The following is a 20661-nucleotide window of genomic DNA, read 5'->3' as shown; positions in this document are numbered from 1 at the left end:
CCGGCCCGCGGACTTCCGCCGGGTCCGCTCCCCGAAGGGGGGATGTTACCTAGCAAGCGCTTGTGTCATATTGGCCCTATGACCGCACCCGTGATCAACGGCTGGTTCACCGTGGACGGCGGCACCGCGCACCTGCTCGGCACCCGCTGCGCGGACTGCCGGACCGTCTACTTCCCGCCCCGCACGGGCTTCTGCCGCAACCCGTACTGCGACGGCGAGGACCTGGCGGAGACGCGCCTGCCGCGCCGGGGCACCGTGTGGTCCTACACCAACTCCTGCTACCCGCCACCCGCCCCGTTCGTGACCGCCGATCCCTATGTTCCCGTCACCCTCGCGGCGGTGGAGCTGGCGGGGACCGGGATCGTCGTACTCGGCCAGGTCAAGGACCTCACGGTGGACGACCTGCGGGTGGGCATGGAGCTCGAACTGACCACGGGCCCGCTCGCCGACGGCCCGCTGGTCTGGATGTGGGGCGCCCCCGGCGCCACAGCGGAGCGGCAGAACGGGGAGAGTTCATGAGCGACGTCGTCATCCTCGGCGCGGGAATGCACCCCTGGGGCAAGTGGGGGCGGCCCTTCGTCGAGTACGGGGTGGCGGCGGCCAGGGCCGCGCTGCGCGACGCGGGTCTGGAGTGGACGGACGTGCGGTTCGTGGTGGGCGCCGACACCATCAGGAACGGCTATCCGGGATTCGTCGCCGGTGCCACCTTCGCCCAGGCCATGGGCTGGAACGGGGCGCGCATCGCCTCGTGCTACGCGGCGTGCGCCTCGGGCGCGCAGGCGCTGGACATCGCCAGGACCCGCATCCTGGCCGGCCTCTGCGACGTGGCGCTGGTCGTCGGCGCCGACTCCACACCGAAGGGGTTCTTCGCGCCGGTGGGCGGCGACCGACCCGACGATCCCGACTGGCTCAGGTTCCGGCTGCTCGGCGCCACCAACCCGGCGTACTTCGCGCTCTACGCGCGCAGGCGGATGGCCCTGTACGGCGACACCGCCGAGGACTTCGCCGCCGTCAAGGTGAAGAACGCGCTGGCCGGCTCGGCGAACGAGAACGCCCGCTACCGCAAAACCGTCACCGCCGCGCAGGTGCTCGCCTCCCCCCTGGTGGCCGACCCACTGCGGTTGATGGACATCTGCGCCACCTCCGACGGCGGCGCCGCGCTGGTCCTGGCCTCCGCGGAGTTCGCCCGCCGCCACGGCGCGAGCCGCCCGGTACGGCTCGCGGCCGTCTCCACGGTGACGCCGTCCTTCCCCAGCACCGTGCTCGAACTACCGGACTTCGCCACCGACTCCACCGCGGCGGTGCCGCCCCCCGAGCGCCCGTTCCGCGCCGCCATCGCCCACGCCGCCTACGAGGAGGCGGCCCTGGGCCCTGACGACCTGTCGTTCGCCGAGGTGTACGACCTGTCCACCGCGCTGGAGCTCGACTGGGTCGAGGACCTCGGCCTCTGCGCGCGGGGCGAGGCCGCGAAGCTGCTGCGCGCCGGAGACACCGCGCTCGGCGGCCGGATCCCGGTGAATCCCTCCGGCGGGCTGGCCTCCTTCGGCGAGGCGGTCCCCGCCCAGGCCATCGCCCAGGTCTGCGAGCTGACCTGGCAGTTGAGGGGCGTGGCGGGAGCCCGGCAGGTGGAAGGCGCCCGGATCGGGCTGGCGATCAACCAGGGTCTGTTCGGCCACGGCTCTTCGATCATTGCCACAAGCTGACCATTCTTGACCCTCCTTAAAGCATGTCGCTGGATAGTCTCACTCCCGTTACTTTGAGTAGCCGCGCGCAGACGGTCCGTTCCAGAGGCCCCAGACACTGCCGCGATTTCCTTCCAGGGGGAACCACACATGATTCGTCGTCTTCTCATCACTTCCGCGTGCGTCGGCATCGCCGTCCTCGCACCGGCCGTGGCCGCTTCCGCGTCCACGTCCTCCACCACCTCCACCACCAAGGCCGCGACCAAGTCCGTGGTCAAGGCCAAGTCCGCCAAGGCCGACTGCTGCGGCGTCGGCGTCGTCAGCGCGCCGCTCGCCGTCGCCTGCCCGACCGCCGCCGTGGTCGCGGTGCCCACCACCGTCTACAGCAGCGGCGTCTGCGGTGGCGGCGTCTACGCGGCCGGCTGCGGCGGCGTCTACGGCGGCGGGATCTACGGTGGCGGCGTCTACGGGGCCGGCTGCGGCGGCGTCTACGGCGGCGGGATCTACGGCGGGGGCGTCTACGGCGGCGGCGTCTACGGCGGGGGCGTCCTCGGCGGCGGCGGCGTCTTCGGCGGGGGCCGTGGCGGCAACACCATCGGCGGCGGCGGCAACATCGTCAGCAGCGGCAGCGGTGTCGGCCACGGCGTCGGCATCGGCGGCCTCGTCGGCATCGGTGGCGTCGGCGTCGACATCCTCTAGTCGGGCCGAAAACCTGCGGTGAGACAGAAAGGGCGCGGTCCCCACATCTCCATGTGGGGACCGCGCCCTCCGCTTTCCCCGACCCTGCTACGCGGGTGTCACGTCGCGGGTCTCGGCGAAGTGGCAGGCGCTCGCGTGCCCGGTGCCCGGCCGGATCCGCAGCGGCGGCTCCTCGACGGCGCAGATCTCCGCCGCCTTCCAGCACCGCGTACGGAATCGGCAGCCCGACGGCGGATCGGCCGGGGACGGCGGGTCACCGTGGAGGATGATCCGCTCGCGCCGCTCCCGCCCCTCCGGGTTGGGCACCGGCACGGCCGACAGCAGCGCCTGGGTGTAGGGATGGGTGGGCCGGTCGTAGATCTCGGTCTCCTTGCCGAGCTCGACCATCTTCCCCAGATACATCACTCCGACCCGGTCGGAGATGTGCCGGACCACCGACAGGTCGTGGGCGATGAAGACATAGGCGAGGCCGAACTCGTCCTGCAGCCGTGCCAGCAGATTGACGACCTGCGCCTGGATCGACACGTCCAGCGCGGAGACCGGCTCGTCGCACACGATGATCTCCGGCCGGAGCGCGAGCCCTCGGGCGATGCCGATGCGCTGGCGCTGGCCGCCGGAGAACTGGTGCGGGTAGCGGTTGACATGGTCGGGGTCCAGCCCCACGACCTCCAGGAGTTCCCGCACCCTGCGGCGCCGGTCGCCCTTGGGGGCCACGTCCCGGTGGATCTCGAACGGCTCGCCGACGATGTCGCCCACGGTCATCCGGGGGTTCAGCGAGGTGTAGGGGTCCTGCATGACCATCTGGATGTTGCGGCGGACCCGCTTGAGCTCGCCGCCCCTGGCCCGGGCGACCTCCCTGCCGTTGATCCTCACCGATCCCGAGGTGGGCCGTTCCAGCGCCATCAGGAGCTTGGCCAGCGTGGACTTGCCGCAGCCCGACTCCCCCACGATGCCGAGCGTCTCGCCCCGGCGCAGGTCGAAGGAGACCCCGTCGACCGCCCTGATCGCGCCGATCTGCTTGCGCACGACGATGCCCCGGGTCAGCGGGAAGTACTTGACCAGGTCACGAACCTCAAGGATCGGCTCACCCATGGCTGCCATCGAGGACCTCCCTCCAGTAGTGACACGCGCTGGCACGCGTGGGGCCGATCTCGTACAGCGGGGGCGCGTCGGTGACGCAGTCGTCCTGGCGGTAGGGACACCGAGGGTGGAAGGAACAGCCCGAGGGCATGTCGAGGAGGTTCGGCGGCATGCCCTTGATGGCGAAAAGCTCCTGCCCCTTCTGGTCGACCCTGGGAACCGAGTCGAGCAGGCCCTTGGCGTACGGGTGGGCGGGCGTCCGGTAGATGTCGTGTACCGGGGCCTTCTCCACGATCCGCCCGCCGTACATGACCGCGATCCTGTCGGCGACGTCCGCCACCACGCCGAGGTCGTGGGTGATCAGGATCAGGCCCATGTCGCTCTCGCGCCGCAGTTCGGCCAGCAGCTCCATGATCTGGGCCTGCACCGTCACGTCGAGGGCCGTGGTCGGCTCGTCGGCGATCAGCACCTCCGGGTCGAGCGCGATCGACATCGCGATCATGATGCGCTGGCGCATCCCCCCGGAGAACTGGTGCGGATAGTCGTGCACCCGCTGCCTGGCACCGGGGATGCGGACCCGGTCCATCAGCTCGATCGCCTTCTTCTCCGCGTCGCGTCTGGAGGCCCCACGGTGCACCCGGAACATCTCGCCGATCTGGAAACCGACGGTGAACACCGGGTTCAGCGCGGAGAGCGCGTCCTGGAAGATCATCGCGATCCGCCGGCCGCGGATCCGGGAGCGGGCCTCCTCGGGCAGCCTGAGCAGGTCGGTGCCCCGGAAGCGGATCTCCCCTCTGGAAACGCGGGCCGGTGGTGTGTCGAGGATGCCCATGATGGCCTGTGCGGTCACCGACTTGCCCGAGCCCGACTCGCCGAGCACGGCGAGCGTCTCCCCGGGGTTCAGCGAGTAGCTGACCCCGTTGACCGCTCTGACCACGCCCTGCCTGGTGGTGAACTCCACGTGCAGGTCGTCTACGACGAGCAGCGGCTCGCCGCCGGGAGCCCGGCCGGCCGGAACCATCGGTGTCGAGGTCTTCTTCACGGGTCCCCCTACCGCAGCTTCGGGTCGAGGGCGTCGCGGACGGCGTCGCCCAGCATGATGAAGGCCAGCACCGTCAGGCTCAGGAACAGTGCCGGGAACAGCAGCGGCCACGGAGCCTCCAGGAAACGCTCCCTGGCGTCGGAGATCATGAGGCCCCAGGAGATGTCCGGCGAACGCAGGCCCACCCCGAGGAACGACAGACCGGCCTCGGCGGCGATGAAGGTGCCCAGGTTGATCGTGGCGACCACGATCACCGAGGCGACCGCGTTCGGCAGGATGTGCCGGAACATGATCCTCGGCGCGGAGGCGCCGAGCGCCCGCGCCGCGAGCACGTAGTCCTGCCCCTTGGCGGTGATCACCGCCGCCCGCATGATCCGGTACGTCAGCGGCCAGGCCAGCACCGCCAGCGCGAGCATGACCGTCCACACGTTGCCGGTGCGGAAGATCGCCAGGATGAGCAGGGCACCGAGGATCGACGGGATCGCGAAGAAGATCTCCGTGATCCGGGAGAGCAGCGTGTCCAGCGCACCGCCCCTGAACCCGGCGAGGAGGCCGAGCAGACCGCCCAGCAGCGCGGTGACGACCGTGGTGCTCAGGCCGATGACCAGCGAGTTACGGGCGCCGTAGACGACGCGGGAGTAGACGTCGCAGCCCAGGTTGTCGGTGCCGAACCGGTGCGCGGCGCTCATGCCCTGCCTGGCCTGGGCCAGGTCGCAGGTCGCGGCGTCGAACGGGTTCACCGAGGTGAACAGCGAGGGGAACACCGCCATGGCCACCAGGACGCCGATGAGGACCGCCGAGCCGACGAAGAGCGGCCGGCGGCGCAGGTCGTACCAGGCGTCGCTCCACAGGCTCGCGGCCTTTGGCGGCCTGGAAGCCCCCGGGTGCCCTCCCACTCCGCCGTTCTGGGGCCTTTCGGCCGGGGCAAGGGTGTCACTCATAGCGGATCCTCGGGTCGAGCACGGCGTAGAGCAGGTCGACGACCAGGTTGGCCAGGATGTAGATCAGCACCAGCACCGTCACGATGCCGACGACCACCGGCTGCTCGCGCAGGTAGACGGAACTGAACAGCTGCTGGCCGATTCCCGGCAGGTTGAAGATCGTCTCGGTGATCACCGCACCGCCCATCAACGCGCCGAGGTCGGCACCGAGGTAGGTGATCAGCGGGATCAGCGCGTTGCGCAGCGCGTGCCGGCCGACGACCCGGCTCCTGGGCAGGCCCTTGGCCACCGCGGTGCGGATGTAGTCGGTACGCATGATCTCCACCAGGCTGTTCCTGGTGAGCCGGGTGAGGTAGGCGATCGACGTCCCGGCGAGCACGAAGCCGGGCAGCAGGTAGCCGCGCCAGCCCTCCGACACGCCCGCGACGGGGAAGAGGTCGATCCCGGCCTGCTTGAGCCGCACGCCCAGCAGCAACTGGAGCACGAAGCCGGTGACCAGAACGGGCACCGAGATCAGCACCAGCGTGGCGGCGAGGATCAGCGAGTCGCCTGCCCCGCCGTGACGCAGCGCGGCGTACAGGCCGAGGCCCACGCCGATGACCGCCTCCATCACCAGGGCGGTCACCGCCAGGTTGATGGTCACCTGGAACTTGCCGGCCATGATGTCGCCGACCCCGACGCCGGCGAAGGTGGTGCCGAAGTCGCCGCCCAGCAGGCCGACGATGTAGTGCCAGTACTGCACCAGGAACGGATCGTTCAGGTGGTACTGCTCGCGCAGGACGTCGACGATGTCGGGGTCCATGCGCTTCTCGCCCGCCAGCGCCGCGATGGGGTCACCGGGCAGCGCGAAGACGATGGCGTAGATGAGCAGGGTGGCGCCCAGCAGGACCGGTATCGCCTGGATCAGGCGCCTCAGAATGTAGCGGCTCATTCAAGCCTCCCGTACGTGCCGGGGGCGATCTCGCGGACCGGCGGGTCGCGCGGTGCGGTGAGATCACCCCTGGCTGCCGGTGGGGCCGGGCTCCCGCCCGGCCCTCAGCCGGTCGTCAGCCGGCCTTCTCGACCTCGGTCCACTTGATCTGGTTGAGCAGATCGATCTTCACGCCCTTGACGTTCTGGGAGAACGCACCGTTGGTCCGGTAGAAGTACACCGGGATGTAGGGCATCTCCCTGATCAGGATGTCGTCGGCCTGCTGGTAGAACTTCAGGCCCTCCTCCTGCGTCCGGGCGGAGTCGCCCTTGGCGAGGAGCGCGTCGAACTCCTGGTTCGACCAGCCGGCGTAGTTGGAACCGGTCTTGATGGCGATGGTGGAGAAGAGCGGGGTCAGGTAGTTCTCCGCCGAGGGGTAGTCGATCGCCCAGCCCATGCGGAACATGCCGCCGTAGGTCTTCTCGTCGAGCTCGTCGAGGATCCCGGCGAACTTCTCGAACGGCTTGACCTTCACCTCGACGCCCAGGTTGGCGCGGAGGCTGTTGGCGACGGCCTCGATCCACTCCTTGTGCGGGCCGTCGGAGTTGTAGCCCAGCTCCAGGGTCTTGGGGCCGTTGTTGGCGGTGTACTGCTCGCCTGCCTTGAGCGGGTCGTAGACGCAGACCGCGCAGGCGCCGGCGCGGTACCCGTCGAGCAGCGGGTTGATGAAGTCGTCCGCCGGGGCCCGTGTGCCGGAGAAGACCTTGTCGGCGATGGTCTCGCGGTCGATGGCCATCGAGATGGCCTCGCGGACCTTCACGTTCGCGTACGTCTTGTTGTACTGCATGGGGAAGCCGATGTAGGCGACACCGGCGTCCGCCTGGTCCAGGTAGCGCTCGCCGAACTCCGACTTGGCCCTGGCGATCGCGGACGGGGGCAGCGAGTCGTGGATGTCGAGGTTGCCCGCGGCCAGGTCGTTGAACGCGGTCTCCGAGCTCGTGTAGAGCTTGAACTGAAGCTTGGTGAACTTCGGCTTCTTCCCGGGGAACCTGTCGTACCGGGTGAGGTCGATCGACTGGTCGGTGCCCTTGTTGAACGGCTTGTCGAACTGGAAGTAGCCCTGGCCGATCGGCTTCCTGGCGTACTCCTCGGTGATCCTGCCGTCGGCGCCGAAGGCCACCTTGGGCAGCGGGTAGAACGCCGTGTAGCCCAGCATGGTCTTGAACTGGGAGAACGGCTTGCTGAGGGTGACCCTGAAGGTGCTCTCGTCGACGACCTTCAGGCCCTTCATCTCCTTGGTGGAGACGGTCTTGCCCTCACCCGGATTCAGGTCGGCCCAGCCGTCGATCCGGCTGAAGAAGCCGTTGGCGCTCTGCGCGTTGTCCTGGTTGGCCGCGTAGTTCCACGCGTCGACGTAGTTCTGCGCGGTCAGCTTCGCACCGTCGTGCCAGGTGTAGCCGGGCTTGAGGCTGACCGTCCACACCCTGTTGTCCTTCGACTCGATCGACTCGGCGACCTCGTCCACGGCCTGCTTGTTCTCGTCGTAGCCGACCAGCGGCGCGAAGACCGCGGCCAGGACCTCCGCCCCCTCGGACTCGGTGGTGTCACCGGGGTGGAAGAGCTTCTGCGGCTCGCCGAGCTCCATCCGGACCGGCAGATCACCCGAGGCCGTACCGCCGCCCGAGGACGCCGAGTTGCCGCACGCGGCCAGCGCGAGGGCGAGTAGCGCGGCGCCGGCGGTGAGCCGCGCCCCCTTGGTAACGCGCATTGCGGTACATCCTCCTTTTTCAGGCTCGCGTCGACACGGAGATCCCCCTCCGGGCAGCACGCAGGAGGATCTTGTGGTCCCTGCCTCCCGCCGCCCCGGTCCGGGCACTGACATCACACCGGCCGGCCGCGGCTGTTCCGCACCACTCCACACCGATTCGCATCTGTGATGTTGCAGTTCGGTCACGCATGAACCGGTTCGGCGTTGTATGTCCGCCAACTCGACGAAGCCAAGATCCCAGACGCCCCTAAAGAGGACATGCAGGGATACATATGTCAATAACGGTCAGGCCAAACTACCTGCATGCCGACAGTGCTCGCATCCATTGCCTTTCCCTGCCCCCGAGCTGGGCCCACTCTGGCCGGGGCGCGAAAGAGCCGGTCGCTCGTAGGCGGAACACACAATTACCCTGGAACCTCTTTCCCGGAGATCCCGTCCAATGTGTGCGGCAGGACGCCGCCGCAGGCGCTTCATCCACCCACATCCAATAGAGTCCTTGCCATGAGCCAGCCGGAATCCGCGATCGCGGACGCCCAGGCGGGCGGCCCGAGTAACGGCACCCCAGAGCCGCTGGCCAAGCTCGCCGCGCGTTACGGACTTCGGCGTGCCATCGCACGCCCGAGTCTGCTCGTCTACCTACGCCAACTGTGGGAACGACGACATTTCGTCATGACGTACGCGACCTCGCGCAACGTCTCGAAGTACAGCAACTCAGCCCTGGGCCAGCTCTGGCAGGTCCTCACCCCGCTGTTGAACGCCGCGATCTACTTCCTGATGTTCGGCGTGATCCTGGGCGCCAGCAAGGGCATCGACAACTACCCGGCCTTCCTGATCACCGGGATGTTCGTCTTCACCTACACGCAGCGCTCGGTGAGCGGCGGCGCCAAGGCGATCTCCGGCAACCTGTCGCTGATCCGGGCCCTGCACTTCCCGCGCGCCGCGCTCCCGCTGGCCTACACGATCCAGGAGTTCCAGCAGCTGCTGATCTCGATGGGCGTGCTGCTCGGCCTGGTGCTGCTCACCCAGGAGCCTGTCACCCTGCTGTGGCTGCTGATCCCGGTCGCCCTGGCGCTGCAGACGATGTTCAACGTCGGCGCCAGCCTGGTGCTCGCCCGGGTCGGCTCCACCGCCCGCGACCTGAACCAGCTGCTGCCCTTCATCATGCGCACCTGGCTCTACGCCTCCGGAGTCTTCTTCTCCATCGAGGACCGGGTCGTGGGCCCCAACGGCGCCGGTCTCCCCCAGTGGGTCGCCGACATCATGTACTTCAACCCGGCCGCCGCGTACATCGAGCTCATGCGGGACCTGCTCATGCAGACCCACCCGGCCCGGCCCTACATCTGGGCGGTCTGCGTATTCTGGGCATTGTTCGCTCTGCTCGGCGGCTTCTGGTACTTCTGGCGAGCCGAGGAGAAGTACGGCCGTGGCTGAGTTGACCGAGGAGCTGTCCCGAGTGAAGGCCGAGGAGCCCGCCGTGCCCAGCACGGACGTCAGGGTGCATCCCAACCCCGAGCCCGCCAAGGAGGGCACCCCCACGGTCATCGTGGACGACCTGCACATCATCTACCGGGTCTACGGCGCGGCCAGCGACACCGAGAAGGGCAACGCGGTCAACGCCCTGATGCGCCTCGTCAAGCGCCAGGGACGGCCGCAGATGAAGGAGGTGCACGCCGTGCGCGGCGTCTCCTTCGTGGCCCGTCACGGCGACGCCATCGGCATCATCGGCCGCAACGGCTCCGGCAAGTCCACCATGCTGCGCGCCATCGCCGGGCTGCTGCCGCCGCACTCCGGCGCCGTCTACACCAACGGCCAGCCCTCCCTGCTCGGCGTCAACGCCGCGCTGATGCGCGAGCTCACCGGCGAGCGCAACATCGTGCTCGGCTGCTACGCGATGGGCATGAACCCCGCGCAGGTCAAGGAGAAGTACGACGACATCGTCGACTTCTCCGGCATCGGGGAGTTTGTCCAGTTCCCCATGTCCACCTACTCCTCGGGCATGGGCGCCAGGCTCCGCTTCGCCATCGCCTCGGCCAGGTCCCACGACGTGCTGCTCATCGACGAGGCGCTGGCCACCGGCGACCGCGAGTTCCGGCGCAAGAGCCAGGACCGGATCAAGAAGATGCGCGACGAGGCCGGCACCGTTTTCCTGGTCGCCCACAACCTCGACGTGATCGAGGAGACCTGCAACCGGGTCATCTGGTTGCACAAGGGCAAAATCAAGATGGACGGCGACCCGCAGACGGTCCTCGCCGCCTACAACAAGGTCTGATCGCCGGGCAAGATGAGGAGCGACCGAAAAGACGCTCCCATCGGAGGTGAATCGTGTCCACCAGGCCACCGATTCCGTATGACTTCCTGCCCCAGGTTCCCACGCTGACCGTCGAAAGCGACGACGTGCGCGACGGAGAGCGCCTGGCAGCGGCCCAGGTGTTCAACGACTGGGGATTCGAGGGCCAGAACGTCTCGCCCCAGCTGCGCTGGTCCGGCGCGCCCGAGGGCACGCTCAGCTACGCCGTGACCTGCTTCGACCCCGACGCGCCCACCGGCAGCGGGTTCTGGCACTGGCTGCTGTTCGACATCCCCGCGGAGGTGACCGAGCTGGACGCCGGCGCGGGGGCCGGTGACGGCGGTGTGGGCGTGCACGGCCGCAACGACTACGGCATCACCGCCTACGGCGGCGCCGCGCCGCCTCCCGGACATCCGCACCGCTACATCTTCGCGGTGCACGCCCTCGACGTGGAGAAGCTCGGCCTCGGCGCCGACGCCTCGGCCGCCGTGCTGGGTTTCAACATCACCGCCCACACTCTGGCCCGCGGATACGTCGTCCCCGAGTACGAAAGCTGACCCGGTATTCCGCGCGTGCTCCCGGTTGACCTGGGGCGATCACCCGCTTGTAGCCGCTGACCCGCAACGACATGGCACGTGCGGAAACGGGGCCGGTCGACAGGGCGTGACACAGGAGGCAATGGACTGACAGCGTGTTCGGTGTTCCGGTATGATTCGAACGTTGTTTCGATCCAAGGAAGCCGTCATGGAGTGGGGGCGCGCGATGCGAGAGCTGTCCACCGCGATCGACCACCTGTCCGTCGAGGACCCATCAGAGATTCCACGTCTCCAGCTCACCGAGCAGCTCATCGAGCTGCACTGGCAGATGGCCAGGCTCCAAGCTGAGATCGCCCGCCGCACCTCCGTGCGACGCCCGGGTCGCTGAGACGGCGGGGAGACCAACCGGTCTCCCCGCCGCCACAGACGTCGGACAGGTCTCGCGATATATCTTAAGTAGTCGTACACTCGCGTCATGACGTCTCATCACCCCGTTCTGCGCGCCTCCGACGCCGATCGCGACCGCGTGGCCGCGGTGCTGGGCGAGGCGCTCGCCACCGGCCGCCTGACCAGCGTCGAGCACGCCGACCGCCTGGACATCGCCTACCGCGCCGTCACCGTGGACGAACTCGCCCCCCTCACCGGCGACCTGCCCGACGTCGTGGCCTCCGGCCGCGAATCCGCCACCGAGCGGCAGCAGGTCGGGGCCGTCTTCAGCAAGGTCGTGCGTGGCGGGCGCTGGCTCGCCGGGCGGCACACCACGCTGAGCGCCACCTTCGGCGCGTTGATCGTCGACCTGTCCGAGGCCGTGCTCCCCGGCCGGGAGATCACCCTGGAGGTCAACTCCCTCTGCGGCAAGCTGATCGTCAGGGTTCCGGAGAACGCCCACGTCATCGACGAGGTCAGCGGCATGTTCGCCAAGAGACACGTCTCGGGTGGCCGGGGCGGCGAGGGCTCCCCGGTCATCCGGGTCGTCGGCCGGGCCACCTTCGGGAAGATCATCGTTTCCCGGGAGAGAACCGACTGGAATCTCCCCGGCACTCCCTGATCCCCCCGGCGGAACATTCCGGTCCCGGGGCCGCCTACGATGCGGACAAACCATCCCGCACGAGGTGACCGCTTGCCTGAGACCAATGCTCCCGGCACCATGCCGATCGCCCTTGACGCGATGGGCGGTGACCACGCCCCCGACGAGATCGTGGCGGGAGCCGTGCGGGCGGTGCGAGAGCACGGGATCTCCATTGTGCTCGTCGGCGCCCCCCGCCCGCTGTCCGAGGCGCTCTCCGACCACGACGCGACCGCCGAGATCCCGATCGTCCGGGCCGAGGAGGCGCTGGCCATGGACGAGGGTGCCCTCGCCAGCCTGCGCCGCCCGCGCTCCAGCATCGCCGTCGCCTGCCACCTCGTCCGGCGGGGTGACGCCTGCGCCGTGGTCTCCGCCGGGTCCACCGCCGGGATCGTGGCCACCGGAAAGCTCCGGCTCCGCGGCCAGCCCGGCGTGCTCAGGCCCGCCATCGCCGTCGCCCTGCCGACCAGACCCACCCCGACCATCCTGCTGGACGCCGGGGCGAACTCCGAGGTCAAACCCGAGATGCTGGTGCAGTTCGCGCACCTCGGCGCCGCCTACGCCGAGACGGCCCTGGGCATCGAGAACCCCAGGATCGGCCTGCTGACCATCGGCAGCGAGCCGGAGAAGGGCAACAAGCTCGTCAAGCGTGCCCACGAACTGCTGTCGGCCGCCCCCGGCCTCGACTTCTCGGGCAACGTCGAGGGCCACGACCTGCTCACCCGTACCGTGGACGTCATCGTCGCCGACGGATTCACCGGCAACGTGGCGCTCAAGACCATGGAGGGCAGCGTCCGCTACGCCTTCGCCGAGCTCCGTGAGACGGTCAGGGAGAGCCGGACGGCCAGGGTGGGCGGTCTGCTGCAGAAGAGACGCATCAGGGAGCTTTACCGGCGGCTCGACCCCGAGGTCCACGGCGGGGCCGTGCTGCTCGGACTGAACGGCACCGTGGTCATCGCGCACGGCGCCTCACACGCCAAGGGGGTGAGTGCCGCCTGCGTGCTCGCGGCCAAGCTGGCCCACGAGGGCGTGGTGAACCGCATCGGCGAGCGCCTCGCCGCCGTCCCCCGCCCGCATCGCCTCTGGTGACGTGTCACGAACCCCGTCCAGCACCCGCGCCGCCCCCGGTGACCCTCCGCGAACACGCCACCAACCTGCGGTGATATTTGCGGCGCATCAGGTGACGTATTCCACCGAATTCTCCGACCCCGCGTACCCTTGAGTCCCAGTCGATCGGCAGGGGGCCGTGTGGAGCAGGTGACACAGCGCGGGCTGACCTCGGCGGAGGTCGCCGAGCGCGTGGCCCTCGGGCAGGTCAACGACATCAGGCGCCGATCGAGCAGATCGGTCTCGGCGATCTTCAGGGCCAACGTCCTCACCCTCTTCAACGGGGTGATCGGCGTGCTCTGGGTGCTGATCATGATCTTCGGGGAGTGGAAGGACGGCCTCTTCGGCCTGGTGATCGTGGCCAACGCGGGCATCGGCATCGTCCAGGAGCTCCGCGCCAAGCGCACCCTCGACCGGCTCGCGATCGTCAACGAGGCTCCGGTCAAGGTCCGCAGGGACGGCTCGGAGACCGCGATCCCGCCCCGGCAGGTGGTGCTCGGCGACCTCGTCCTGCTCGCGCCCGGCGACCAGCTGCTGGTCGACGGCGAGACCGTTGACTCCGACGGGCTGGAGGCGGACGAGTCCCTGCTCACCGGCGAGGCCGACCCGGTGCACAAGCTGCCGGGCGACGAGGTCCTGTCCGGCAGCTTCGTGGTCGCCGGCCGGGGCTCCTACATCGCGACCAGGGTGGGCGGTGACGCCTACGCGGCCAGACTCGCCGAGGAGGCCAGCGCGTTCAGCCTGTCCCACTCGGAGCTGCGCGACGGCATCACCCGGTTCATCAAGTACGTGACCTGGCTGGTCATCCCGATCGGTGCCCTGCTCACCTGGAGCCAGGTCAGCAGGCGGACCGGCATCGGCGAGGCGGTCACCAGCACGGTCGCGGGCATCGTCACCATGATCCCCGAGGGCCTGGTCCTGATGACCAGCATCGCCTTCGCCGTCGGCGTGATCCGGCTGGGCAGGCGCCGCTGCCTGGTCCAGGAGCTCCCCGCGATCGAGATCCTGGCCCGGGTCGACACTCTCTGCCTCGACAAGACCGGCACGCTCACCTCGGGCGGCATGGAGCTCGGTGAGGTCCGCAGGCTCCGCGACGACCTGCCCGTGCCCGAGGCGCTGGGCGCGCTGGCCAACCTCGACCCCGACCCCAACCCCACGGCCCGGGCCATCCAGACCCGCTACCCCGACTCCCCAGGCTGGACCGTCGCCGCCAAGATCCCCTTCTCCTCGGCCCGCAAGTGGAGCGGTGCCGGGTTCGACGGGCACGGCTGCTGGGTCCTGGGCGCCCCCGACGTCCTCCTGCCTCCCGGCACCCCGGCGTACACCGAGGCAGGGGCCCTCGCCGCCACCGGTCTGCGGGTGCTCGCCCTGGGGAGGGTCGCCTCGCTGCGCGACCCCGACGACCTCGGCACCGTCGAGGCCGCGGCCATCGTCGTGCTCAGGCAGCGCGTTCGTCCCGAGGCGGCCGAGACCCTCGCCTACTTCGCCGAACAGGGCGTCACCGTCAAGGTCATCTCCGGCGACAACCCCGAGTCGGTGTCGGCCATCGCCACCTCTGTCGGCATCCCCGGTGGGGAGCGCGCGGTGGACGCCCGTACCCTGCCGGACGACAACCCCGAGAAGCTCGCCGAGATCATGGAGGCCAACACCGTCTTCGGCCGGGTCAGCCCGCACCAGAAACGGCTGTTCGTCGGCGCGCTCCAGTCCCGCGGGCACACGGTCGCGATGACCGGCGACGGCGTCAACGACGTGCTCGCGCTCAAGGACGCCGACCTCGGCGTGGCGATGGGCTCCGGCAGCGGCGCCACCCGGGCGGTCGCCCAGATCGTACTGATGAACGACAGCTTCGCCGGCCTGCCCTCCGTGGTGGGCGAGGGCAGGCGGGTGCTGGCCAACATCGAACGGGTCGCCGGCCTCTTCCTCACCAAGACCTTCTACGCGATCGTGCTCTCCCTGATCACCGGGGTCACCGGGCTCGCCTTCCCGTTCGCCCCCCGGCACTCCACACTGATCAACGCGCTGACGATCGGCGTCCCCGCGTTCTTCCTCGCGCTCGCGCCGAGCAACGAGCGCGCCAGGAGCGGCTTCGTACCACGCGTGCTCCGGCTGGCGGTCCCCGCCGGGATCATCTGCGCCACCGCCGTCTACCTGTCGTACTGGATCGCCCAGAGCGGGGCCGCCACCCTGGCGGAGAGCCGCACCTCGGCGGTGATCACGCTGTTCGTCGCCGCCTGGTGGGTGCTGGCCCTCATCGCCCGCCCGTACGTCTGGTGGCGGGTCGCGCTCGTGGGCTCCATGGCCGGACTGTTCGCCCTCACCCTCGCCATCCCGTTCACCCGCGAGTTCTTCGCGCTCACCCTCCGCGACGTCGCCTCGGGCGGAGTCGCGGCCGGGCTCGGCGTCGCCGCGGGGGCCGTGCTGACCGGCGTCTTCGCGGTCATGCGATCCCGCCGTACCAGGCCCGGCCAGGGTGATATCCAATCGGTTCAGGATCGGTCAACCGCTACCCTTGGAACATGACCGACCCGCAATTCGCCCTCACCGAACGCGTCCAGCAGGCGCTGGCCGCGGCCTTCGGTGCCGAATACTCCGACGCAGACCCGCTGATCCGTCCCTCGCAGTTCGCCGACTACCAGGCGAACGTGGCGATGAGTCTGAGCAAGCGACTGCGACGGGCCCCGCGGGAGGTCGCCCAGGAGATCGCCGAGCACCTCACCGGGCGGGCCGACGACCCGTTCCCCGGCACCGTCGAGGTCAGTGGCCCCGGCTTCCTCAACCTGACCCTCTCCGACGACTGGATCACGGCACAGGTCTCGGAGATCCACACCGACCCGCGCGCCGGCGTGGGCGTGTCCGCCTCGCCGCAGACCATCGTGATCGACTACTCCGCGCCCAACGCGGCCAAGGAGATGCACGTCGGCCACCTGCGCACGACGATCGTGGGCGACGCGCTCGCCCGGGTCCACGAGCACCTGGGCAACAGGGTCATCCGGCAGAACCACCTCGGTGACTGGGGCACGCCGTTCGGCATGCTCATCGAACACCTGCTGGACATCGGCGAGGAGGCCGCCGTCGCCCAGCTGGAGGCCGGCGAGGGCAACGCCTACTACCAGGCGGCCCGGGTGAAGTTCGACACCGACCCCGAGTTCAACAGGCGGGCCCGCACCCGGGTCGTCACCCTGCAGGCCGAAGAGCCCGAGACGATGCGCCTGTGGCACATCTTCATGGACGCCACGGTCCGCTACTTCAACAAGGTCTACGTCCAGCTCGGCGTGACGCTGACCAACGAGGACATCGCCGGCGAGAGCATGTACAACCACGTGCTCGCCCAGGTCTGTGACGAGCTGCAGGAGCGCGGCATCGCCGTGCTCAGTGACGGCGCACTCTGCGTCTTCCCGCCCGGCTACACCGGCCGCGAGGGCCAGCCGCTCCCCCTGATGATCCGCAAGAGCGACGGCGGGTACGGCTACGGCACCACCGACATGGCCACGATCCGCTACCGGGTCCAGGACCTCAAGGCCGACCGCATCCTCTACGTGATCGGCGCGACCCAGGCGCTGCACATGTCGATGGTGTTCGACTCGGCCAGGATGGCGGGCTGGCTGCCCGACCACGTCAGGGCCGAGCACATCCAGATCGGCAGCGTGCTGGGCTCCGACGGCAAGATGTTCAAGACCAGGAGCGGACAGTCGGTCAAGCTCCTGGAACTGCTCGACGAGGCCGAGACCAGGGCCGCCGGAGTGATCCAGGATCGCGAGTACGACGACGCGGAGCGCGAGAAGATCGCACACGCCGTCGGTATGGGCGCGGTCAAGTACGCCGACCTGTCGGTCAGCCACGACAGCGAGTACGTCTTCGACTTTGACCGCATGCTCGCCCTGACCGGCAACACCGGCCCCTACCTGCAGTACGCCCAGGCCCGCATCCGTTCCATCTTCCGCAGGGGCGGGGTGACCCCGGCCGAGACGACCGGCCCCATCGTGCTGGGCCACCCGGCCGAGCGCGCACTGGCACTCCAGCTTCTCCGCTTCGGCTCGGTGGTCGAGGAGATGGCGGAGAACTCGGCGCCGCACAAGCTGGCCTCCTACCTCTTCGACACGGCGAGCGCCTTCACCACGTTCTTCGAGAACTGCCCGGTGCTGAAGGACGACGTCGAGGCCGCCACCCGTGCCTCGCGGCTCGCCCTGTGCGCGCTCACCCTGAAGGTCATGGAGGCCGGCCTGGGCCTTCTCGGCGTCCCCGTGCCCGAGCGCATGTAACCTGTCCACCAGATGATCGTCTTTATTGGGAAATCAAAGGCGATCATCTGGCAAAGTCATGTTCGGCGCGCCTCCCCGCGGGGATGTCCGAAGCGCAATACGCTGGCGCGGTCATCGGTCACAACTTCGGGGAGTTCTCTGCCTTGAGCACGGACCTGACCGCGAATCCGCAGGCCGGGACAGAGCTGCACCGCTGTGCCGATGCGCTCCTCACCGACCTGGCCACCGGCACCGTCCCCGGCGAGCTGCCGACCGGTTTCGCGGACATGTCCGACCACTGGCTGGCTCCGGCCATCGAGGCCCTGGTGTTGCTCATGCGCGGCGAGGAGGCGCTCGAACCTCTGGCCCGCGCCGCCCAGCGCGACGAGCGGCGGACCGCGCTCTTCCTCTGCCTCGCACTCGCCGTCGCCGGCCAGGGCGACCGCATCCACGCCTCCTGGCTCGGCAGCGCCTTCGGGGACCTGTCCCTGGACCGCCCGGTGACCCACGGCCAGCGGGCTCTCTGGCTCGCCGCCGCCCGCGGGGCGTACGGCCCGGCGGGAAAGATCTTCGTTCTCCGCAGACTCGACGCGGTGGCCGCGTCCCCGGCATCCGAGCCCGACCTGTGGTTGCGCGCCCTGATCCCCGACGAGCCCTCGACCGTCGTGTCACCGGCTCTGGCCGGGTTCGCGGAACTCGCCGAACTCCCGGAGCTCGCCGTTCCGGTACAGGCCGCCGCCAGGCTGGCCCACCTGCGCGACCGCTGCGCCGAGATCACCTCGGCCCGGGAGAGCGCCCCGACCCGCGAGAACGCCCCCGGAGCGGGCGACGGGACCGGAACCGGCCTGGGTGATCTCGCGCTCCTTGAGGCCGCGCAGACCGACCGCTCCGGCGAGGCGACGGTCGTGTGGAGCGAGGACGAGCCGCTGACCGTGCTCCGCCAGCTGATGGGTTCCGGCACCCCCGAGAGGCCGATGAGACCGCTCACCAGCCACCTTCTCAGCGATCTGCACCCGGGCTCCCATCCTTACCTGGCCGCGATCGCGCTGCATGTGGCCGCGCCCATCGTGCGGTCCGCGGCGGAGAAGCTCGCCGAGGCCACCCAGGCCGAGGCTCCCGAGTCGGTCACCATGCCGATCCTCGGCCACCGCGTGACACTCCGCCCCGAGGGACCGGACCCCGATTCGCTGGGCGCCGCCGAGGAACGCATCGTCACCGAGGGCACGCCGGTCCGCGGCCGGCCCTGGGCGGCCTACGGGCTACTCGCCCTCGCCCCGGTGATCCTGGTGGTCGCGCTGGTCCTGCCCGTCCTTCCGCTCGCGCTGCTCGCGCCGCTACCGGCCGCGGCGGGCGGCTACCTGCTGTGGCGCAGGCGCAGGCGTGAACGGGCGGACGCCGAATACGTCGTCAAACAGCTGTCCGAGCTCAGGGAGCTCGCTCAGGGTGCGGTATGGGCCCTGCATGACCACGCTCGCGAGTCGGAGGGCCGGATCAAGACAGCGGCCTCCGACCTGGCCGAACTCACCCGGCTGCTCCGCAGGGGTCCCCGGGCGGGCTGACCGGCTCCGTTCACCGGGCGTTCTCGCCGCCCCCGCACCGCCGACGTGCCGCCCGCTCGGCCGCACGACCGTGGCGGGGCCGATCTCTCGGACCCCGCACATCCAGGCCGCCGCCGGATCACCCGTTGGTGATCTCCACCTCGGCAGGGGCCAGTAGGAAGACCTTCTCCGCGATCCGCTCGATACGCCCTTCGCAGCCGTACGCCAGCCCGGCGACGAAGTCGACCATCCTCGTGGCCTCGGCGGTGCTCATCCCGCTGACGTCCATGATGACCGTCTGACCCTCGCGAAAGTGTTGTCCGATGACCGGTGCGTCGTTGTACTTCATCGGGGTGAGCATCACGATTCGTGAGGGCTCGTTCATCGCGTGCCAGCGCTTGGCCGCGCGCTCCGAGGCAGACTGCCAGTCCTCGCCCTCGACCTCATCCTCATAGTCGTAGGACTCGTCATACTGCTCGGCCCCGCCCAGACCAAGGTAGCTTGCCACCTTGCGCACTGCCCCCATCGGCTCGTCCTTTCGCCAGGACCACGCCGTACCCGGCCTGTCCCTACATCTTGGACGGTAACCGACGAATTGAAGTTCGCCATGCGACACGCCCAGCGCTTATTTCCACTTTGTACGGCTACCGCACTGGTCTGCCCGATCCCTGACTTTGCCCGATCCCCTGACTCGACTTCAACTGATATCTCCAGCGCCGCTAGCATCGCGTCATGCTCGTCTACACGGTCGATTCGTTTACCGATGAATTTTTCAAGGGTAACCCTGCCGGGGTCTGCGTACTCGGCAATCCAGTCCCTGACACCTGGATGCAGTCCGTCGCGGCGGAGATGCGGCACTCCGAGACAGCCTTCCTGCTCGAAGCGGAGGACGGCGGACCGTACTCGCTCCGTTGGTTCACGCCGATGACCGAGGTGACCCTCTGTGGGCATGCCACCCTGGCTACGGCGCATGTGCTGTATTCCACGGGAACGGTCCCAGAAACCCTCGAATTCTCAACGAAGAGTGGAATCCTGTCCGTGACCAGGGATAAATCAGGTTTAATCAGCATGGATTTCCCGGCAAAAGTACTCCAAGAGACGCCCCTTCCCGGAGGACTGATCGATGCGCTCGGAGTTAAACCTGTTTGGGGAGGAAAAAATGTTTGGGATTATCTCATCGAGGTCGAGTCCGAGGACGCCGTGCTCGCCGCGGCCCCGGACTTCCGCGCCCTGGAGGCCGTCGACGTGCGGGGAGTCATCGTGACGGCTCGGGCATCCAGACAGGGCGCCGACTACGTCTCCCGCTTCTTCGCCCCCCGCGTCGGAGTTCCTGAGGACCCGGTGACGGGCTCCGCCCACTGCGCGCTCGCTCCCTACTGGTCGGCCAGGCTCGGTTCCGACAGCCTGGTGGGTGCCCAGCTGTCGCAGCGCGGAGGCGTGGTCCGCACGACCGTACGGGGCGACCGGGTGGAGCTGGCGGGACGCGCGGTGACCGTGCTCTCCGGCGAGCTCCACGCCTAGATCCTGTCCCCTTCCTCGGATCCGTGGCCTCTGGCCGGCCGGTGGCTCCCGGTCCCCATGAAGTCGTCAAAACAGAAAGGCTCCCACCGACTGGCGGGAGCCCCGGTAAGCCCCTTCCGGAACCCCCTCGGAAAGCACGAAGGCCCCCACCGAAAGGTGAGGGCCCTCATATGAAAGATTGTCCGGCGGTGACCTACTCTCCCACACCGTCCCCGGTGCAGTACCATCGGCGCTGAAGAGCTTAAC

19 protein-coding genes and 1 rRNA gene are annotated in these 20661 nt (G+C 69.1%); 13 read left to right on the top strand and 7 right to left on the bottom strand.

All coding sequences use genetic code 11. The features are described from left to right. Nucleotides 1-78 precede the first annotated feature (78 nt). From IG98_RS0140410 to IG98_RS52890, 3 genes are all read left to right on the top strand, one after another. On the top strand, nt 79-519 hold the full coding sequence (locus IG98_RS0140410; RefSeq protein ID WP_030925217.1) for a Zn-ribbon domain-containing OB-fold protein: 441 nt from the start codon (nt 79-81) through the stop codon (nt 517-519). Further along, on the top strand, nt 516-1703 hold the full coding sequence (locus IG98_RS0140405; protein ID WP_030925214.1) for a lipid-transfer protein: 1188 nt from the start codon (nt 516-518) through the stop codon (nt 1701-1703). Before IG98_RS0140410 ends, IG98_RS0140405 begins: the two co-directional genes overlap by 4 nt. Nucleotides 1704-1832: 129 nt before the next feature. Then, complete coding sequence (locus tag IG98_RS52890) at nt 1833-2381, top strand: hypothetical protein (RefSeq protein ID WP_051753553.1); 549 nt, start codon at nt 1833-1835, stop codon at nt 2379-2381. Between the two features lie 87 nt (nt 2382-2468). Here the strand turns inward: IG98_RS52890 and IG98_RS0140395 are convergent, their stop codons facing one another. The 5 genes from IG98_RS0140395 to IG98_RS0140375 form a co-directional block, all read right to left on the bottom strand. Continuing rightward, on the bottom strand, nt 2469-3482 hold the full coding sequence (locus IG98_RS0140395; RefSeq protein WP_030925211.1) for an ABC transporter ATP-binding protein: 1014 nt from the start codon (nt 3480-3482) through the stop codon (nt 2469-2471). Then, nucleotides 3466-4503, bottom strand: a complete 1038-nt coding sequence (locus IG98_RS0140390; RefSeq protein ID WP_281178599.1) for an ABC transporter ATP-binding protein — start codon at nt 4501-4503, stop codon at nt 3466-3468. Before IG98_RS0140390 ends, IG98_RS0140395 begins: the two co-directional genes overlap by 17 nt. Nucleotides 4504-4511: 8 nt before the next feature. Continuing rightward, the gene (locus IG98_RS0140385) at nt 4512-5444 is read right to left on the bottom strand and encodes an ABC transporter permease (RefSeq protein WP_030925198.1); all 933 of its coding nucleotides are present in this window, start codon (nt 5442-5444) and stop codon (nt 4512-4514) included. Next, nucleotides 5437-6375: an ABC transporter permease gene (locus IG98_RS0140380; protein ID WP_030925195.1), complete on the bottom strand. Its 939-nt coding sequence runs from the start codon at nt 6373-6375 to the stop codon at nt 5437-5439. The genes IG98_RS0140385 and IG98_RS0140380 overlap by 8 nt, the downstream gene beginning before the upstream one ends. A 115-nt stretch (nt 6376-6490) precedes the next feature. Beyond that, nucleotides 6491-8122: a peptide ABC transporter substrate-binding protein gene (locus IG98_RS0140375; protein ID WP_030925193.1), complete on the bottom strand. Its 1632-nt coding sequence runs from the start codon at nt 8120-8122 to the stop codon at nt 6491-6493. A 501-nt stretch (nt 8123-8623) separates the two neighbouring features. On the opposite strand from IG98_RS0140375, the gene IG98_RS0140370 reads away from it, so the two are divergent. From IG98_RS0140370 to IG98_RS0140330, 9 genes are all read left to right on the top strand, one after another. Further along, nucleotides 8624-9553, top strand: coding sequence for an ABC transporter permease (locus IG98_RS0140370; protein WP_030925191.1), 930 nt, complete (start codon nt 8624-8626; stop codon nt 9551-9553). Then, nucleotides 9546-10391, top strand: a complete 846-nt coding sequence (locus IG98_RS0140365; RefSeq protein ID WP_211264318.1) for an ABC transporter ATP-binding protein — start codon at nt 9546-9548, stop codon at nt 10389-10391. Before IG98_RS0140370 ends, IG98_RS0140365 begins: the two co-directional genes overlap by 8 nt. A 53-nt stretch (nt 10392-10444) precedes the next feature. Beyond that, the gene (locus IG98_RS0140360) at nt 10445-10966 is read left to right on the top strand and encodes a YbhB/YbcL family Raf kinase inhibitor-like protein (RefSeq protein WP_030925187.1); all 522 of its coding nucleotides are present in this window, start codon (nt 10445-10447) and stop codon (nt 10964-10966) included. Between the two features lie 187 nt (nt 10967-11153). Then, the gene (locus IG98_RS0140355) at nt 11154-11333 is read left to right on the top strand and encodes a hypothetical protein (protein ID WP_030925184.1); all 180 of its coding nucleotides are present in this window, start codon (nt 11154-11156) and stop codon (nt 11331-11333) included. A gap of 87 nt (nt 11334-11420) precedes the next feature. Next, nucleotides 11421-11993, top strand: a complete 573-nt coding sequence (locus IG98_RS0140350; protein WP_030925182.1) for a DUF1707 SHOCT-like domain-containing protein — start codon at nt 11421-11423, stop codon at nt 11991-11993. A 99-nt stretch (nt 11994-12092) separates the two neighbouring features. Further along, nucleotides 12093-13100 carry a phosphate acyltransferase PlsX gene (gene plsX / locus IG98_RS0140345; protein WP_051753552.1) on the top strand — a complete coding sequence of 336 codons (1008 nt, stop codon included), beginning with the start codon at nt 12093-12095 and terminating at the stop codon, nt 13098-13100. Nucleotides 13101-13259: 159 nt separating this feature from the next. Continuing rightward, nucleotides 13260-15638 (top strand): HAD-IC family P-type ATPase, encoded by a 2379-nt coding sequence (locus IG98_RS0140340; protein WP_051753551.1) that lies wholly within the window; start codon nt 13260-13262, stop codon nt 15636-15638. Beyond that, nucleotides 15635-17377 carry an arginine--tRNA ligase gene (gene argS / locus IG98_RS0140335; protein WP_030925176.1) on the top strand — a complete coding sequence of 581 codons (1743 nt, stop codon included), beginning with the start codon at nt 15635-15637 and terminating at the stop codon, nt 17375-17377. The genes IG98_RS0140340 and argS overlap by 4 nt, the downstream gene beginning before the upstream one ends. A 143-nt stretch (nt 17378-17520) precedes the next feature. Continuing rightward, entirely contained in the window at nt 17521-18915 is a 1395-nt protein-coding gene (locus IG98_RS0140330; RefSeq protein ID WP_245651920.1) for a hypothetical protein, read from the top strand. Nucleotides 18916-19033: 118 nt separating this feature from the next. Here the strand turns inward: IG98_RS0140330 and IG98_RS0140325 are convergent, their stop codons facing one another. After that, the gene (locus IG98_RS0140325; RefSeq protein WP_030925173.1) at nt 19034-19420 is read right to left on the bottom strand and encodes a cell division protein SepF; all 387 of its coding nucleotides are present in this window, start codon (nt 19418-19420) and stop codon (nt 19034-19036) included. Between the two features lie 206 nt (nt 19421-19626). Between IG98_RS0140325 and IG98_RS0140320 the strand changes: the two genes are divergently transcribed. Further along, nucleotides 19627-20415, top strand: coding sequence for a PhzF family phenazine biosynthesis protein (locus IG98_RS0140320; protein ID WP_030925172.1), 789 nt, complete (start codon nt 19627-19629; stop codon nt 20413-20415). A gap of 180 nt (nt 20416-20595) precedes the next feature. On the opposite strand, the gene rrf is transcribed toward IG98_RS0140320, so the two are convergent. Further along, nucleotides 20596-20661: ribosomal RNA gene (gene rrf / locus IG98_RS55020) — 5S ribosomal RNA — on the bottom strand; the annotation flags it as partial.

The sequence above is a fragment of the Streptosporangium amethystogenes genome (assembly GCF_000721075.1).
Classification (GTDB): domain Bacteria; phylum Actinomycetota; class Actinomycetes; order Streptosporangiales; family Streptosporangiaceae; genus Streptosporangium; species Streptosporangium amethystogenes.
This window is presented reverse-complemented; position numbering and strand designations above follow the sequence as displayed.